General features: G+C 74.3%; 2 protein-coding genes. Both read right to left on the bottom strand.

The features are described from left to right. Nucleotides 1-111: 111 nt before the first annotated feature. Nucleotides 112-15,798: a type I polyketide synthase gene (locus tag ACZ58N_RS38245; RefSeq protein ID WP_471170069.1), complete on the bottom strand. Its 15,687-nt coding sequence runs from the start codon at nt 15,796-15,798 to the stop codon at nt 112-114. 252 nt (nt 15,799-16,050) lie between these two features. Then, nucleotides 16,051-18,435, bottom strand: a 2,385-nt coding sequence (locus ACZ58N_RS38240) for an SDR family NAD(P)-dependent oxidoreductase (RefSeq protein ID WP_471170066.1), incomplete at its 5' end; no start/stop codon positions are given.

The following is an 18,435-nucleotide window of genomic DNA, read 5'->3' as shown; positions in this document are numbered from 1 at the left end:
GTGCTCGAAGTGTTCAACGTGGTCAAGGTGGCCGGGGCCGTGGGGGCCCGCGGCGCGGTGAGGGCCGTCAGGGCCGTCGGCGGTGGTGGGAGCGTCGTCCCGGTCCGGTGGTCAGGACAGGCCGAGTTCGCCGTCGAGGAGGTCGAAGAGCTCGTCGGCCGTGGCGGCCCGGAGGTCCTGCTGTTCGGCGTCGCTGTCCTGTGCACTGTGCGTGTCGTTCCACTTCGCCAGAAGGTCGCGCAGTCGGGTGGTGATGCCCGCGCGTTCGGCGTCGTCGGGGGCGACCGCCGTGAGGATCGATTCGAGCCTGTCGAGTTCGGTGTGGACGGACGGGCGGCCCGGTTCGGTCGGGGCGGTCCGCTCCCCGATGTACGCGGCGAGCGCTGCCGGCGACGGGTAGTCGAAGATCAGCGTGACGGGCAGCCGCAGTCCGGAGGCGGCGGTGAGCCGGTTGCGGAGGTCGACCGCGGTCAGCGAGTCGAAGCCCAGGTCGAGGAAGCCGCGGTCGGCGTCGACGTCGTCGGCGTTGCCGTGGCCGAGGACCGCGGCGACCTGGGAGCGGACCAGTTCGCGCAGTGCCTGGTCGCGTTCGCCGGCCGGCAGGCCCGCGAGCCGTTCCTGGAGGGAGCCGGCCTGTTCGGTGCCCGTCGGGGAAGCGGTCCGGCCGGTGGTCGCGGCGGCGCGGCGGGCCGGGGTGCGGACGAGTCCGCGCAGCAACGGCGGCAGGGTGCCGTCGGCGGCCTGGGCGCGCAGGGCGGCCCGTTCGATCCGCATCGGGACGAGGACGGCGTCCTGCAGGGTGCGGGAGGTGTCGAACAGGGCCAGCCCCTCGTCGGGGGCGAGGGCGGCGACGCCCGCGCGTGCCATCCGGGTCAGGTCGGCGTCGTCGAGGGCGCCCGCCATGCCGTCGGTGGCCGCCCACAGCCCCCAGGCGAGGGAGCTGCCGGCGAGGCCGCGGGCGGTGCGGTGGTGGGCGAGGGCGTCGAGGAAGGCGTTCGCGGCGGCGTAGTTGGCCTGTCCCGCGGCGCCGAAGCAGCCGGCGACCGAGGAGAACAGGACGAACGCGGAGAGCTGTCCGCCCTCGGTCAGCTCGTGCAGGTTCCACGCCGCGTCGACCTTGGGCCTCAGGACGGTGTCGAGGCGTTCGGGTGTCAGCGAGTCGATGATGCCGTCGTCGAGGACGCCGGCGGCGTGGACGACCGCGGTCAGGGGTCGGTCGGCGGGAACGGCCGCCAGGACGGCGGCCAGGGCGTCCCGGTCGGCGGCGTCGCAGGCGGCCCAGGTGACGTCCGTGCCGTGGGCGCGCAGTGTGTTCGTGAGTTCGGCGGCGCCGGGTGCGGCGTCGCCGCTGCGGCTGAGCAGCAGCAGGTTCCGTACGCCGTGGGTCGCCGCCAGGTGGCGGGCGAAGAGCCCGCCGAGGGTGCCGGTGGCGCCGGTGACGAGGACGGTGCCCGTCGGGTCGATCGGCGTGGGGGTGGTGTCGGGGGCGGATTCGGTGCGGGCGACGCGGCGCAGCCGGAAGGCGTACGCCTCGCCGGCCCGCAGGGCCAGCTGTGGTTCGTCGCCCGCCAGGGCAGTGGTCAGGGCGCCGAGGGAGGCGTCGGAGCCGTCGGTGTCGGCGAGGACGAACCGGCCGGGGTTCTCGGACTGCGCCGACCGCACGAGCCCCCAGACCGGGGCGTGGGCCAGGTCGGTGACGTGTTCCCCGGGTACGGCGGCCATGGTGCCCCGGGTGAGTAGGACCAGGCGGGACGCGTCGAGGCGTTCCTCGGCGAGCCATTCCTTGACCAGGGCGAGTGCCTGGTGGGTGGCGTTGCGGGCGGCGGCGGCCCGGCCGCCCGGGGAGGGTGTGGCGGACAGCGGGACGATCACGACGTCCGGTGCGGGGCTGCCCGTGGCGAGTGCCTCGCGCAGGGCGGTGAGGTCGGGGTGGCCTTCGAGGGGCGTACCGCCGATGCGGAAGTCCGCGCGGTCCTCGCCGAGGACCGCCCACCGCTCGTCGGCGGGGACGGGGCCGGCGGTGAGGGGCAGTTTCGTCCACTCCACCCCGAACAGGGAGTCGTGGTGTGCGGTGCGGTCGCCGCCGATGCGGTCGGCGGCGACCGGGCGCAGGATCAGGGAGTCCACGGACGCCACCGGCGTGCCGGTGGTGTCGGCGACGTCCAGGGCGACGCCGCCGTTCGCGCCGGCGGTGATGCGGACCCGCAGGCCGGTCGCGCCGGTCGCGTGGAGTCGGACGCCGGTCCAGGCGAAGGGCAGGCGGGCGCCGTCGGTGGGTTCGGCGTCGCCCGGTACGCCCAGCCCGATGGCTTGGAGGGCGGCGTCGAGGAGCGCCGGGTGCACGGCGTAGGCGGTGGCGTCGGTCCCGTGCGCCTCGTCGAGGGCGACCTCGGCGAAGAGTTCGTCGTCGCGCCGCCAGGCGGCGCGCAGTCCCTGGAACACGGGGCCGTAGCCGAGGCCGGCCGCGGCGGCGGCCGGGTAGAAGCCGTCGACGGGTACGGGTTCGGCGCCGGTGGGCGGCCACGGGGACAGGTCGGCGGGCCGGGTCGGGCCGGCCGGGGCGAGGACGCCCGTGGCGTGCCGGGTCCACGGTTCCTCGGCGGGGGCGTCGGCCGGCCGGGAGTGCACGGTCAGGGTGCGGCGGCCCGTCCCGTCGGCGCCGTCGACGGCCAACTGGATCTGCACCGTGCCCTGCTCGGGGAGGGTGAGGGGGGCCTCGATGGCGAGTTCCTCGACGGTGTCGCAGCCGGTTTCGGCGCCGGCCCGCAGGGCCAGTTCGACGAAGGCGGTGCCGGGCAGCAGGACGGTGTCCATGACGGTGTGGTCGGACAGCCAGGGGTGGGTGGACAGGGCGAGGCGTCCGGTGAGGAGCAGTCCGTCGGAGGCGGGCAGCGGGACGGTCGCGCCGAGCAGCGGGTGGTCGGCGGCGTCGAGGCCGGCCGCGTGGACGTCCTCGGCGGAGACCCCCACGTCGAGCCAGTAGCGCTTGCGTTGGAAGGCGTAGGTGGGCAGGTCGACGCGGCGGGCGTCGGTGCCGGCGAAGTGCGCGGTCCAGTCGAGGGGGACGCCGTGGACGTGGGCGCGGGCGAGGGCTTCGGTGAGCGTGGCGGTCTCGGGGCGGCCCTTGCGGAGCACGGGCGCGCAGAGCGGGGGCCGGTCGCCGTCGTCGGGCAGGCAGTCGGGGACGAGCGCGGACAGCGTGGCGTCGGGGCCGAGTTCGAGGTAGGCGCTCACGCCGGCCGCGTCGAGGGCGCGGACGCCGTCGAGGAAGCGGACGGTTTCGCGGACGTGCCGGACCCAGAAGTCGGCCGTGCCCATCTCGTCGGTGACGAGGGCGCCGGTCAGGCAGGACACGACGGGGATGCGCGGGGTTCCGAGGACGAGGCCCTCGGCGACCTTGCGGAAGTCGGCGAGCATGCCGTCCATGTGCGGCGAGTGGAAGGCGTGGCTGACGGGGAGCCGCTTGGTCTTCCGGTCGGGGAGGGCGGCCAGGATCGCCGTCGCGGCGTCCTCGTCGCCGGAGATCACGACGGACCGCGGTCCGTTGACCGCCGCGATGCCCACCTCGTCGGTGAGCAGCGGCGCGATCTCCTCCTCCGATGCCTGGACGGCGATCATCACGCCGCCGGTGGGGAGTGCCTGCATCAGCCGGCCGCGGGCGGCGACGAGTTCGGCGGCGTCCTGGAGGGTGAGGACCTCCGCGACGTGCGCGGCGGTGATCTCACCGATGGAGTGCCCGGCGAGCACGTCGGGGCGCAGGCCGCGGCTCGTCAGCAGCCGGAACAGGGCGACTTCGATCGCGAAGAGCGCGGGCTGTGTGTACTCCGTACGGTCGATGAGGGTGGCGTCGGACCCGAACAGGACTTCCTTCAAGGGCAGTTCGAGGTGGCGGTCCAGTTCGACGCAGACCTCGTCCAGGGCCTGCGCGAAGGCGGGTTCGGCCGCGTACAGCTCACGTCCCGCGCCGAGGCGCTGACTGCCCTGTCCGGTGAACAGGAAGGCGAGTTGGCCCTCGCGTGCGGTGCCCCGCACGAGTGCGGCGGTGTCCTCGCCGCGGGCGAGCGCGTCCAGGGCGTGCAGCAGTTCCGTACGGTCCGCGGCGACCAGTGCGGCGCGTTGTTCCAGGGCGGAGCGGCCGGTGGCCAGGGACAGGGCCAGGTCGACGGGGCGCAGACCGGCGTCGTCGTGGACGCGGGTGTGGAGCAGCCGGGCCTGGGCGCGCAGCGCGTCCTCACCACGGGCCGACAGGACCACGGGCGGGTACGGGGTCCGCGGGTCGGTGTCCGTGTCGGGTGCCGGTCGGGGGTCGGGGTCCGGTGCGGTGACCGGGGTGGTGTGCACGGTGGTGTTCGGGGCCTGCTCGATGACCGCGTGGGCGTTCGTTCCGCTGATGCCGAACGAGGAGACGCCGGAGCGGCGCGGCCGGCCCGTGTCGGGCCATTCCACCTGCTCGGTGAGGAGGGACACCGCGCCCGCGGACCAGTCGACGTGCGGGGTGGGCTCGTCGACGTGGAGGGTCCTGGGGACGATGCCGTGGCGCATCGCCATGACCATCTTGATGATCCCGGCGACACCGGCGGCGGCCTGGGTGTGCCCGAGGTTGGACTTCACCGAGCCGAGCAGCAGCGGCCGGTCGGCGTCGTGCTCACGGCCGTAGGTGGCGAGCACGGCCTGCGCCTCGATGGGGTCGCCGAGGGTGGTTCCCGTGCCGTGGGCCTCGACGACGTCGACCTCCGCCGCGGAGACGCCCGCGTTGGCCAGGGCCTGGCGGATGACGCGCTGCTGGGACGGGCCGTTGGGGGCGGTGAGGCCGTTGGAGGCGCCGTCCTGGTTGACGGCGGAGCCCCGGACGACGGCCAGGACCTGGTGTCCGTTGCGGCGGGCGTCGGAGAGCCGCTCCAGCAGGAGCATGCCGGCGCCCTCGCCCCAGCCGGTGCCGTCGGCGGCGGCGGCGAAGGACTTGCAGCGTCCGTCGGCGGCGAGGCCGCGCTGGCGGCTGAACTCGATGAAGGTGCCGGGGGTGAACATCACGGTGACGCCGCCCGCCAGGGCGAGGGAGCACTCGCCGTTGCGCAGGGCCTGCGCGGCGAGGTGCAGGGCGACCAGCGAGGAGGAGCAGGCCGTGTCGACGGTGACCGCGGGGCCTTCCAGGCCGAAGGTGTAGGCGACGCGGCCCGAGACGATGCTGCTGGAGCTGCCGGTGCCGAGGTAGCCCTCGACGCCGTCGGGCACGGCGTGCAGGCGGGCGCCGTAGTCGTGGTACATGACGCCGGCGAAGACGCCGGTGCGGCTGCCGCGTACCGAGGACGGTGCGATCCCGGCCCGTTCGAAGACCTCCCAGGTGGTTTCCAGCAGCAGGCGCTGCTGCGGGTCCATGGCGAGGGCCTCGCGCGGGGAGATCCCGAAGAAGGAGGCGTCGAACTCGGCTGCGTCGTGGAGGAAGCCGCCCTCGCGGGCGTACGAGGTGCCCGGGTGTTCGGGGTCGGGGTGGTAGAGGGCGTCGGTGTCCCAGCCGCGGTTCTCGGGGAGGCGGGTGATGCCGTCCTCGCCGGCGGTGAGGAGCTGCCACAGGTCCTCGGGGGTGCGGACGTCGCCGGGGTAGCGGCAGCTCATCGCGACGATGGCGATGGGCTCGTCGTCGGCGGGCGTCGTCGCGGACGCCGGGGTGCCGGGGGTGGCTCCGGTGGCGTCGTCGGTGTTCGGGGGTGCTTCGCCGAACAGTTCGGTGCGCAGGTGCCGGGCGAGGACGGTCGGGTCCGGGTAGTCGAAGATGAGGGTCGCGGGCAGCCGCAGGGCCGTGGCGGCGTTCAGCCGGTTGCGGAGTTCGACGGCCGTCAGCGAGTCGAAGCCAAGCTCCTTGAAGGCGCGACCGGATTCGACGGCGCCGGGGCCGGCGTGCCCGAGGACGGCCGCGACCTGCGTACGGACCAGGTCCAGCAGCCCGCGGTCCTGTTCGGCCACGGACAGTCCGGCCAGTCGGGCGCGGGGGCCCGACCCGTCGCCGGTCGCGGCGGCGGTGTCGACGGAGCGGCGGGCGACGCCGCGGACGAGTCCGCGCAGCAGCGGGGCGACGGTGCCCGCGGCGGCTTGTGCGCGCAGGGCGTCGGTGTCGACGCGCATGAGCGCGACGGCCGCGTCGTCGAGGTCGACGGCGGTGTCGAAGAGTTCCAGGCCGTCGGTGGCCGTCAGCGGGGGCAGGCCGGCGCGCCGCATGCGGTTGACGTCGGCGGCGTCCAGGGCGCCCGCCATGCCGTCGGCGACGGACCACAGGCCCCAGGCCAGTGCGGTGGCCGGCAGGCCCTGGGTGCGGCGGTGCCGGGCGAGGGCGTCGAGGAAGGTGTTGGCGGCGGCGTAGTTGCCCTGGCCGGGGCCGCCGAAGAGGCCGGAGGTGGAGGAGAAGAGCACGAAGGCGGACAGGTCGGGGGCCAGGTCCCGGGTCAGCTCGTGCAGGTTCCAGGCGGCGTCGACCTTGGGGCGCAGGACGGCGGAGAGCCGGTCCGGGGTCAGCGAGGAGATGACGCCGTCGTCGAGGACGCCGGCGGTGTGGACGACCGCGGTCAGCGGGTGCTCGGCGGGAACGTCCGCGAGCAGTGCGGCCAGGGCGTCCCGGTCGGCGACGTCGCAGGCGGCCCAGGTGGCGGTGGCGCCCGACGCGGCGAGTTCGGCGCCGAGTTCGGCCGTGCCGGGGGCGTCGGCGCCGCGCCGGCCGACGAGGAGCAGGCGGCGCACCCCGTGTGCGGCGACGAGGTGGCGGGCGAGCAGGCCGCCCAGCGCGCCGGTGGCTCCGGTGATCAGCACCGTGCCGTCGGGCCCGAAGGCCGGGGCGCGGTGGGAGCCGTCGCGGTGGACGCCGTCCCGGCCGGTGTGTGCTTCGCCGGTGGCGGCGTCCTTGCCGGTCTCGACGCGGGCGAGGCGCGGGACGAGCACGGCGCCGTCGCGGAGCGCGAACCGTTCCTCGTCCGCGGTGAGCGCGGCACGCAGGGCGCCGTGGTGACGGCCGCCGGTGTCGTCGGGGCCGGCGTCGACGAGCGCGATCCGGCCGGGGTTCTCCGTCTGGGCGGAGCCCAGCAGGCCCCACACGGTGGCGGCGGCGAGGTCGCTGACGTCCTCGTCCGGGGTCGCGGCGACCGCGCCCCGGGTGACGAGCACCAGGCGGGCGGCGGCGAACCGCTGGTCCGCGAGCCACGTCCGGGCGAGGGCCAGCGCTTCGTGCGCGGCGGCGTGCACGGCGTCGGCGGACAGCGGCACGGGCGTCGGCGTCGGCGTCAGGTCGAGGAGGACCTCGTCCGGTACGGGCGCGCCCGCGTCGACCGCGGCGGCCAGCGCCGCCAGGTCCGCGTGGCGGGTGGTGTCCGGCGCGTCCTGCGCCGTGGTGGCGCCCAGGCGGGCGTACCGCGCCGTGTCGGAGCCGGTGAGGCCGGTCAGTTCGGTCCACTGCCGGCGGAACACGGACTCGTGGTAGGTGGTGCGGGCGGCCCGCAGTTGGTCGGCGGTCACCGGGCGCAGCCCGAGGGACTCGACGGTGGCGATGGGTGCTCCGGTGGCGTCGGCGATCTCCAGGCGGACCCCTTCGGCGCCGGCCGGGGTGAGGCGTACGCGCAGGGTGTCCGCACCGCCCGCGTACAGCGACACACCGGACCAGGCGAAGGGCAGCCGGCCGCGGCCGTCGTCGGCGCCGAGGCCGCCGAGACCGATGGCGTGGAGGGCGGCGTCGAGGAGCGCGGGGTGCAGGCCGAAACGGCCCGCCTGGTCGGCGGCGGCGTCGGGCAGCGTGACCTCGGCGTACACCGCGTCGTCGTGCTGCCAGGCCGTCCGCAGGCCGCGGAAGGTGGGGCCGTAGGCGAAGCCGATGCCGTCGAGGGCGTCGTAGCGGCCGTCGAGCGGTACTTCGGTGGCGCCGGGCGGGGGCCACGCGGTCAGGTCGAAGTCGGCGGCGGGGCGACCGGCCTCGGCGAGGAATCCGGCGGCGTGCCGGGTCCAGGGCTCTTCGGCCGCCAGACCCTCGGCACGGGAGTGCAGGGCGAGCGGGCGGCGGCCCGTCCCGTCGGCGGCGCCGACCCGTACGCGCAGCTGGACGCCGCCGCGTTCGGGCAGCACCAGGGGTGCTTCGAGGGTGAGTTCCTCAAGGTGGTCGCAGCCGAGCTGGTCACCGGCGCGGGTCGCGAGTTCCACGAACGCCGTGCCGGGCAGCAGGACGCTGCCGAGGATGGTGTGGTCGGCCAGCCAGGGGTGGGTGGACAGGGACAGGCGTCCGGCGAACACGGTGCCGTCGGACTCGGGTAGCGCGACCGCGGCGGTGAGCAGCGGGTGGGCCGTGTCGTCGAGGCCGTACGCCTCGATGTCGCCGAGGCGCGGGTTGGTCAGGGCGGGCCAGTAGCGCTGCCGCTGGAAGGCGTAGGTGGGCAGGTCGACGCGGTGGGCGCCGGTGCCGGAGTAGTACGCCGTCCAGTCGACGCCGACGCCGTGCACGTGGGCACCGGCGAGGGCGGTGGCGAGGGTCTCGCCCTCGGGGCGGCCCTTGCGCAGGACGGGCACGAAGACGGGGTTCGGGGTATCGGTGTCGCCGATGGCGGGATCGTGCGCGGCGGGGTCCTGCGTGACGCAGTCCTGGGCGAGGGAGGACAGGACGCCGTCGGGGCCGAGTTCGAGGTACGTCGTCGCGCCGGCCGCTTCGAGGGCGCGGACGCCGTCGAGGAAGCGGACGGTTTCGCGGACGTGCCGGACCCAGAAGTCGGCCGTGCCCATCTCACCGTCGGCGATCAGGGCACCGGTCAGGTTCGACACGACCGGAATGCGCGGAGCGGCGAACGACAGCCCCTCCACCACCCTGCGGAACTCGTCGAGCATGGCGTCCATGCGGGGCGAGTGGAAGGCGTGGCTGACGGTCAGGCGCTTCGTCCTGCGGTCGGGGAACGACGCGGCGACCGCGACGGTCGCGTCCTCGTCGCCCGCGATGACGACGGACCGCGGCCCGTTGACCGCGGCGATGCCCACCCGGTCGGTCAGCAGCGGCAGCACCTCCGCCTCCGACGCCTGGACGGCGATCATGGCCCCACCGGCCGGCAGTGCCTGCATCAGCCGGCCGCGCGCCACGACCATGGCGCACGCGTCGGCCACGTTCAGCACGCCGGCGACGTGCGCGGCGGCGATCTCACCGATGGAGTGACCGGACAGGAAGTCGGGCTTCACACCCCACGATTCCAGGAGCCGGAACAGGGCCACCTCGATCGCGAACAGCGCGGGCTGGGTGAACCGCGTCTCGTCCAGCAGGGCCGCGTCGCTCCCGAACAGCACGTCCTTCAGCGGGAGTTCGAGCAGGGTGTCCAGGTGGGCGCAGACGGTGTCCAATGCGTCGGCGAACACGGGCTGGCTGTCGTGGAGTTCGCGTCCCATGTCGAGTCGTTGGCTGCCCTGGCCGGTGAACAGGAAGGCGACCTTGCCGCCGGCCGGGGAGCCTTCCACGAGCGTCGCGGCTGGCGTGTCCTCGGCCAGCGCCTCCAGCCCCGCGAGGAGCGCGGCCCGGTCGGCGGCCACCACGGCGGCGCGGTGGTCGAACGCGGAGCGGCCGAGGGCCAAGGAGAGGCCCAGGTCGGCGGGACGCAGGTCGGGGTGGCGTGCGGCGTGGGCGTGCAGGCGGCGCGCCTGGTCGCGCAGGGCGTCCCGGCTCTTCGCCGACAGGATCCACGGTGTCGCGCCCACGGGCGACGACGGTGCGGGCCGCTCGACGGGAGCCGGTTCGGGTGCCTCTTCGATGATGGTGTGGGCGTTGGTGCCGCTGATGCCGAACGAGGACACGCCGGCCCGGCGCGGACGTCCGGTCCCGGGCCACTGCACCGACTCCGTCAGCAGCGCGATGTCTCCGGCCGTCCAGTCGACGTGCGGGGACGCCTCGTCCACGTGCAGGGTCAGGGGCAGCACCCCGTGCCGCATGGCCAGCACCATCTTCATGATCCCGGCGACGCCCGCGGCGGCCTGGGTGTGGCCGAAGTTCGACTTGATCGAGCCGAGCAGCAGCGGCTGCCCGTCGGGCCGGCCTTGACCGTACGTGGCCAGCAGGGCTTGCGCCTCGATCGGGTCGCCGAGGCGGGTGCCGGTGCCGTGGGCCTCGACCGCGTCGACGTCGGCGGGGGTCAGCCCGGCGGATTCCAGGGCCTGACGGATGACGCGCTGCTGGGACGGGCCGTTGGGGGCGGTCAGGCCGTTGGAGGCGCCGTCCTGGTTGACGGCCGAGCCGCGGACGAGGGCGAGGACGGGGTGTCCGTTGCGGCGGGCGTCGGAGAGCCGTTCGACGAGGAGCATGCCGAGGCCCTCGCCCCAGCCGGTGCCGTCGGCGGCGGCGGCGAACGCCTTGATGCGGCCGTCGGCGGCCAGGCCGCGCTGGCGGCTGAAGTCGACGAACGAGGCGGGGGTGGACATGACGGTCACACCGCCCGCGAGCGCCATGGTGCACTCGCCGGCCCGCAGCGCCTGGATCGCCCAGTGCAGGGCGACCAGCGACGACGAGCAGGCCGTGTCGACGGTGACGGCCGGGCCCTCCAGGCCCAGGACGTACGACACGCGCCCGGACACCACGCTCGCCGCGTTTCCGGTGCCGAGGAAGCCCTCGCTGCCGTCGGGGGCGGCGAGGATGACGTCGAGGTAGTCCTGACCGTTGGTGCCGGTGAAGACGCCGATCCGTTCGCCGCGGACGCCGGCGGGGTCGATGCCGGCCCGTTCGAGGGCCTCCCAGGAAGTTTCCAGGAGGAGACGCTGTTGCGGGTCCATGGCGAGGGCCTCGCGCGGCGAGATCCCGAAGAACCCGGGGTCGAACTCGGTGGCGTCGGCGAGGAAGCCGCCCTCGCGGACGTAGGTGGTGTTCTCGGCGACGGACTCCGGGTCGTACAGCCCGTCGAGGTCCCAGCCGCGGTCGGCGGGGAAGGCGGAGATCGCGTCACGGCCCTCGGCGAGCAGTTCCCACAGCTCTTCCGGGGTGCGTACCCCGCCGGGGAAGCGGCAGCTCATCGCGACGATCGCGATGGGGTCGTCGGCGGCGGCCGGGCCGGCGGACCCTGGGCCCGAGCCGGTGGCCGCGGCCGGTCCGGCCGGCAGGTCACCGAGGAGTTCGCCCTGGAGGAAGGCGGCCAGGGACAGCGAGTTGGGGTAGTCGAAGATCAGGGTCGCGGGCAGCCGCAGCCCGGTCCGGGCGGTGAGGAGGTTGCGGATCTCCACCGCGGTCAGGGAGTCGAAACCGAGGTCGCGGAAGGCGATGGCCGGGTCCACGGAGGCGGGCCCCGGGTAGCCGAGGACGACGGCTATCTGGGTGCGCACGAACTCCAGCGTGAGCGCGTCGCGTTCGGTGTCCGACGCCCGGGCGAGTTCCCGGGCGAGGCCGTAGGGGTCGTCGGCGCCACCGGTCCCGGGCGTACCGGGCGCACCGGTCGCCGCGAGGGCCTGTGCGGCGTCGGGGAGGTCGGAGATCAGCGGGCAGGGACGGACCGCGGTGAGTCCGGGCGCCAGGAGGTCCCAGTCGATGTCGGCGACGACCGACGAGGTCTCGTCGAGGGTGAGCGCCAGGTGCAGTGCGGACAGCGCCGGCTCCGGCGGCAGTGCGGGCAGGCCGGCGGCGCGCAGCCGTTCGGCGACGAGTTCGTCGGTGGCCATGCCGCCCTCCGCCCAGGCACCCCAGGCGATCACGGTGGCGGGCAGGCCGTCCGCGCGGCGCTGCTCGGCGAGGGCGTCCAGGGAGGCGTTCGCGGCGGCGTAGTTGGCCTGTCCGGCGGCGCCGAAGGCGGCGGCGAGGGAGGAGAACAGGACGAACGCGGAGAGGTCCAGGCCACGGGTCAGCTCGTCCAGGACGTGGGCGGCGTGGGCCTTGGGCCGCAGGACACCGGCCATCCGCCCGGGCGTCAGCGCGTCGAGGACGCCGTCGTCGAGGACGCCCGCGGCGTGGACGACGGTGGTCAGCGGAAGGTCGGACGGGACGCCCGCGAGCAGCTCGGCCACCGCGTCGCGGTCGGCGACGTCGCAGGCGGCGACGGTGACCCGGGTACCGAGGTCGCGGAGTTCGGCGGCGAGTTCGGCGGCGCCTTCGGCGGCGGGTCCGCGCCTGCTGACGAGCAGGAGGTGCTCGGCACCGGTGCGGGCGAGCCAGCGGGCCACGTGCCGGCCGAGCGCACCCGTCGCGCCGGTGACCAGGGCCGTACCCGTGGTCGTCCACTCGGGGGCGGGGCTCTGCTCCTGGGGGGCACGGGTCAGCCTGCGCACGAACACGCCGGTGGACCGGACGGCGAGGTGGTCCTCGACACCGAGGCCGCCCAGGACGTCCGCCAGACGGGCGGCGGAGCGTTCGTCGGCGGTCGGGGGCAGGTCGACGAGGCCGCCCCAGCGGCCGGGCAGTTCGAGGGCTGCGGTCCGGCCGAGCCCCCAGACGGTCGCCTGGGCGGGTGCGGTGAGCCGGTCGGAACGGCCGGTGGACACCGCGCCCCGGGTCGCGGCCCACAGCGGGGCGTCCACGTCCGTGTCGCCGAGTGCCTGCACGAGTGCGAGCGTGGCGGCGAGCCCGGCGGGCAGGGCCGGGTCCTCGGGGTGCGGACGCTCGTCGAGGGCGAGCAGCGAGAGCACCCCGGACGGTGTGACGGAGCCCGCGAGGGTTGCGGTGATCCGGTGGGCGAGGGCGGCCCGGTCCTCGGCGGTCGCGTCGACGGTCAGGCCGGTGACGGTGGCCCCGCGCGCGGTCAGGGCCCGGCCGGCGGCGACGGCCCAGGGGGCGTCGGTGTGCCCGGCGGGTACGACGAGGAGCCAGTGCCCGGACAGGGGTGCGGACGCGGTGTCGGTGAGGGGCTTCCAGGTGACGCGGTAGCGCCAGCCGCCGACGGTGTCGCGGTCGCGGTGGCGGCGGTGCCAGGCGGACAGGGCGGGCAGCACGTTGCTGAGGGGCTCGTCGCCGCCGATCCCGAGGGTGTCGGCGAACGCGGCCAGGTCCTCGCTGTCGACGACCTCCCAGAACTTGGCGTCACCGGTGCCCAGCTGACGGCCGTCGATGGGTCCGGTCACGTCGGTGAAGGGGTCTCGGGGCCAGTACAGCTCGCGTTGGAAGGCGTACGTCGGAAGGTCGACGCGGCGGGCTCCGGTTCCGGCGAACCGGGCGGCCCAGTCCGGGGAGAGTCCCCGTACGTGGGCGCCCGCGACGGCGGCGGCCAGGGAACGGGCTTCGGGGCGGCCGGTGCGCAGCGCGGGCAGGAACACCGCGGCGCGGGCGCCGGTCGCGGTCAGGCAGTCCTGGCCGAGGGCGGAGAGGACCCCGCCGGGGCCGATCTCCAGGTACGCGCTGACGCCACGGCTCTCCAGCCAGCGGATGCCGTCGAGGAAGCGGACGGCTTCACGGACGTGCCGGACCCAGAAGTCGGCGGAACCCATCTCACCGTCGGTGATCAGGGCGCCGGTCAGGTTGGAGACGATCGGAATGCTCGGTGCCGCGTACGACAGGCCATCGACGACCCGACGGAACTCGTCGAGCATGCCGTCCATGTGCGGCGAGTGGAACGCGTGGCTCACCGTGAGGCGCTTGCTCTTGCGGTCCGGGAAGGCCGCCACGACCACGGCCGCCGCGTCCTCGTCACCGGCGATCACGACCGACTGCGGACCGTTCACCGCCGCGATGCTCACCCGCTCGGTGAGCAGCGGCAGCACCTCATCTTCTGACGCCTGAACCGCGATCATCACGCCGCCCGCGGGCAGCGCCTGCATCAACCGGCCACGGGCCGCGACCAGCGCGCACGCGTCGTCCAGCGACAACACACCCGCCACGTGCGCGGCGGCGATCTCACCGATCGAATGCCCGGACAGGAAGTCAGGCTTCACACCCCACGACTCGACGAGCCGGAACAACGCCACCTCGACCGCGAACAACGCCGGCTGCGTGAACCGCGTCTCGTCCAACAGAGCGGCATCCGACCCGAACAACACCTCACGCAACGGCTGATCGAGATCCATCCGCTCGCACACCGCGTCCAACGCCGCCGCGAACACCGGATACGTCTCGTACAGTTCACGCCCCATGCCGAGACGCTGACTGCCCTGACCGGTGAACAGGAACGCCAGCTTGCCGTCCGTGGCGGACCCTTCGAGCACATCGCCGGAGGGTCGACCCTCGGCGAGCGCGGCGAGTCCCGCGAGCAGTTCGTCACGGTCGTCGGCGATGATCGCGGCCCGCCGGTCCAGGGCGGCCCGGGTGAGCGCCTGCGAGTGGGCGACGTCCTGGACGCGAAGGCCGGGCAGGGCCGTGAGGTGGGCGTGCAGCGTCGCGGCCTGCGCACGCAGCGCGGCCTCGGTCTTCCCGGACAGGACGACGGGCACGGCCGCCGGCGCGGCGCCGGCCTGCTCCTCGACGGCGGCGGGGGCGGCGGCCTGCTCGTCGGTGGCCTCCTCGACGGCTTCTTCGGCGCTCTCCAGGATGACGTGCGCGTTGGTACCGCTCATGCCGAACGAGGACACGCCGATGCGGCGCGGCCCCTCGTGCCGCGGCCAGGGACGCGCCTCGGTGAGCAGGGAGACCTCGCCCGCGGACCAGTCGACGTGCGGTGTCGGTTCGTCCAGGTGCAGGGTGCGCGGCAGGACCCCGTTGCGCATCGCCATGACGCTCTTGATGACTCCGGCGACGCCGGCCGCGGCCTGCGCGTGACCGATGTTGGTCTTGAGCGAGCCCAGCCACAGCGGGCGCCCGTCCGGCCGGTCCTGGCCGTACGTGGCGATGATCGCCTGCGCCTCGATGGGGTCACCGAGCCCGGTTCCCGTGCCGTGCGCCTCGACGGCGTCGACCTGGTCGGGCGTGAGGCGGGCGTTGGACAGCGCCTGGAGGATGACGCGCTGCTGGGACGGCCCGTTCGGGGCGGTGAGGCCGTTGGAGGCGCCGTCCTGGTTGACGGCGGTGCCCCGGACCACGGCGAGGACGCGGTGGCCCTTGCGGCGGGCGTCGGAGAGCCGTTCGACGAGGAGGACGCCGACGCCCTCGGCGAGGCTGAAGCCGTCGGCGTCCGGCGAGAACGCCTTGCAGCGGCCGTCGGTGGCCAGGCCGCGCTGCTTGCTGTAGTCGATGAACGTGCCGGGCGCGGCCATCAGCGTGGCACCACCGGCCAGGGCCATCGAGCACTCGCCGTTGCGCAGGGCCTGGACGGCCAGGTGCAGGGCGACGAGGGAGGACGAACAGGCCGTGTCGACGGTGACGGCCGGCCCTTCCAAACCGAACGTGTACGACAGTCGGCCCGAGGCGACGCTCGCCGCGTTTCCGGTGCCGAGGTAGCCCTCGACGTTCTCGGAGGAACTCAGCAGCGCCGTCAGGTAGTCGTGGTTGCTGGTGCCGACGAAAACACCGACCTGCTTGCCGCGCATCGAGGTCGGGTCGATGCCCGCACGTTCGAAGGCCTCCCACGACGTTTCCAGCAGCAGCCGCTGCTGCGGGTCCATGGCGAGGGCCTCGCGCGGGGAAATCCCGAACAGTGACGGGTCGAACCGTGCGAAGTCCCGTACGAAGCCGCCCTGGTTGGCGTAGCTGGTGCCGGGGTGCTCGGGGTCGGGGTGGTAGACGCTGTCCATGTCCCAGCCGCGCTCGACGGGGAAGCCGGAGATGGCGTCGACGCCGTCGGCGACCAACTCCCACAGTTCCTCGGGCGAGGTCGCCCCACCGGGATAGCGGCAGCCCATGCCCACGATGGCGACGGGGTCCTGGTTCTTCGCCTCGACATCGCGGAGCCGCTGACGCGTCCGGTGCAGATCCGCCGTCACCAGCTTCAGGTAGTCCCGCAGCGTCTCTTCATTCGCCATGTAACGCAACCACCCATTTGCAGCAGACGGCATCGGAAAACTGTGTGCAGAGCCGAGAATTGACATCGGAAATGCGAGCGCTTCACTCGTCGGGCGAAGCGACTGCTCGACCGCAGGCTATTTCCGGCCCAACCTGCCCTACAACCCCTAACTGCCCCCTACGCACCCCTGACGGGGGAATGCGTAGGGGGCAGTGATTCCCGGGGAATTACTCGCGGGAGCTGGCCATCTTCACCGAAATTCGGCAGACCGTCAATAACGACCCAGGCCCTCGTTGATAAAGGCGAACAGCTCCTCGTCGCTGGCGTCCTGGAGTTGCTCCGCCGCGTCGATGGCGCTGTCGGAGCCGGCCGTCGCGGCCGCGGACGCGCCGTCGGCGCCGAGGCCCGAGCCGGTGTTGTCCGCCGTTCCCGTGGTCGTCGGGTCCTCGCTGTCGTTCCACTTCGCCAGCAGTGACTGGAGCCTCATCGTCACCCTGGCCCGCACCACGTTGTCGCCCGTGCCCTGTTCCAGTACGGACTCCAACCGGTCGAGTTCCTCCAGCAGCGGGGCCCCGCCGGCGACCGCGTCGGGCACGATTCCGGCACGCAGGTGGGCGGCGACGGCGGCCGGGGTGGGGTGGTCGAACACGAGGCTGGCCGGCAGCTTCAGGCCGCTGACCGCGCCGAGCCGGTTGCGCAGTTCGACGGACGTCAGGGAGTCGAAGCCGAGTTCCTTGAAGGCCCGTCCGGCCTCGACGGCCGACAGATCGGGGTGGCCGAGGACGGCGGCGACGGCCGTCCTGACCAGGTCGAGCAGCAGGCGTTCCTGTTCGACCTCGGGCAGTCCGGCGAGCTGACGCGTCAGCGGCTCTCCCCCGGCCAGGTCGTCGGTGGACTCCCGTTCCGCGGTCTCGATGACCTTCCGGGCCTCGGGCAGTTCCAGCAGCAGCGGCCGGTCCCGGTCTGCGGTGAAGGCGAGGGTGAACCGCTTCCAGTCCATGTCGACGACGGTCAGGGTGGTCTCGTCACGGTCCAGGGCGTGCTGGAGCGACGTCAGCGTCCGGGTGGGCGACATGGCGAGGATGCCGTGGCGCCGCATCCGGTCGCCCGCCGCGCTGTCGTCCCCGTCCGCGCTGCCCCAAGGACCCCAGGCGAGGGAGGTCGCGGTCAGGCCTTCGGCCCGGCGGTACTCGGCGAAGGCGTCGAGGAACGCGTTGCCCGGCGCCTGGTTGCCCTGGCCGGGGGCGCCGAAGGTGGCGGCGAAGGAGGAGAAGAGGACGAACGCGGACAGGTCGAGGTGACGGGTCAGCTCGTGCAGGTTCCGCGTGGCGTCGATCTTGACCCGTAGGACCCGTTCGATCTGCTCGGGGGCGAGTGCCTCGATGACCCCGTCGTCCAGGACGGCCGCCGTGTGCACGACCGCGGTCAACGGCCGGTCGGCGGGCACGGAAGCCAGGACCGCGGCGAGGGCATCCCGGTCGGCGACGTCGCAGGCGACGATCGTCACCTCCGCGCCGAGGGCCGTCAACTCCTCACGCAGCCCGACGGCCCCGGGCGCGTCCTCACCACGACGACTGGTCAGGACCAGGTGCTCGGCACCGTTCGACGCCAACCAACGCGCGACGTGCGCACCGAGCGCACCCGTCCCCCCGGTCACCAGGGTCGTACCGCCGGGCCGCCACTCACGCACGACCGGCGACTCGGCCAGCCGCGCCCGCACCAGACGACGCACGAACACCCCGGAAGCCCGAACGGCCACCTGATCCTCCGCACCGTCACCGGCCAGGATCCCGACCAGCCGGCCGAAGGTCCGCTCGTCGACCTGCGACGGCAGGTCGACGAGGCCACCCCAACGGCCCCCCTGTTCCATGGAGGCGACCCGGCCGAGACCCCAGATCAATGCCTGCTCCGGGTCCTCGACGCGGTCGGACCGCCCGGCGACGACCGCGTTCCGGGTGACGCACCACAGGGGCGCGGCCACGTCGGCGTCACCGAGGGCCTGGGACAGCGCGAGCCCGGCGGCAAAGGCACCCCCGTCGCCGAGGGCGAGGAGGGAGACGACTCCGGCGGGTTCGTCCGGGCCGTCGATGGCGGCCTTCAGGGCGGCGGCGAGCGCGTCCCGGTCGGCCGCGTCGGCGGCGACGGTGATCGTGCGTACGTCCGCGCCGCGCTCGGCGAGCGTACGCAGCACACCGGCGACCGTGTCCCCTGCGGTGCCGGCCGGGGTCTCGGGTACGGCCACGAGCCAGGCTCCCGACAGGCGCTGCTTCGTCGGATCGTCGGCCCGGGACTTCCAGGTGACCCGGTAGCGCCAGCCGTCGACCGTGGACTCCTCGCGGCTCTGCCGCCGCCAGGAGGACAGGCCCGGCAGGACGGTCCCCAGCGACCGGATCGCTTCGGGGGTGTCGAAGGCCAAGGCCTCGGTGAGCGCGGCGAGGTCCTCGCGTTCGACGGCGTCCCAGAACCGGGCGTCGACGACGCTCTCCGCGACCTGCTCACCCCCTTCGACGGGGGCGGCCTCGGGCCAGAACCGCTGCGACTGGAAGGCGTAGGTCGGCAAGTCCACCCGCCGGGCCCTCGTACCGGCGAACACCGCGTCCCAATCGACGGTCACCCCCCGCACCCAGGCCTCCGCGAGGGACAACCAGAACCGCTC

This window comes from Streptomyces sp. NPDC040432 (genome assembly GCF_055595445.1).
Note: the sequence above shows the minus strand (reverse complement) of the source record. Positions and strands in the feature narration are given on the sequence as shown.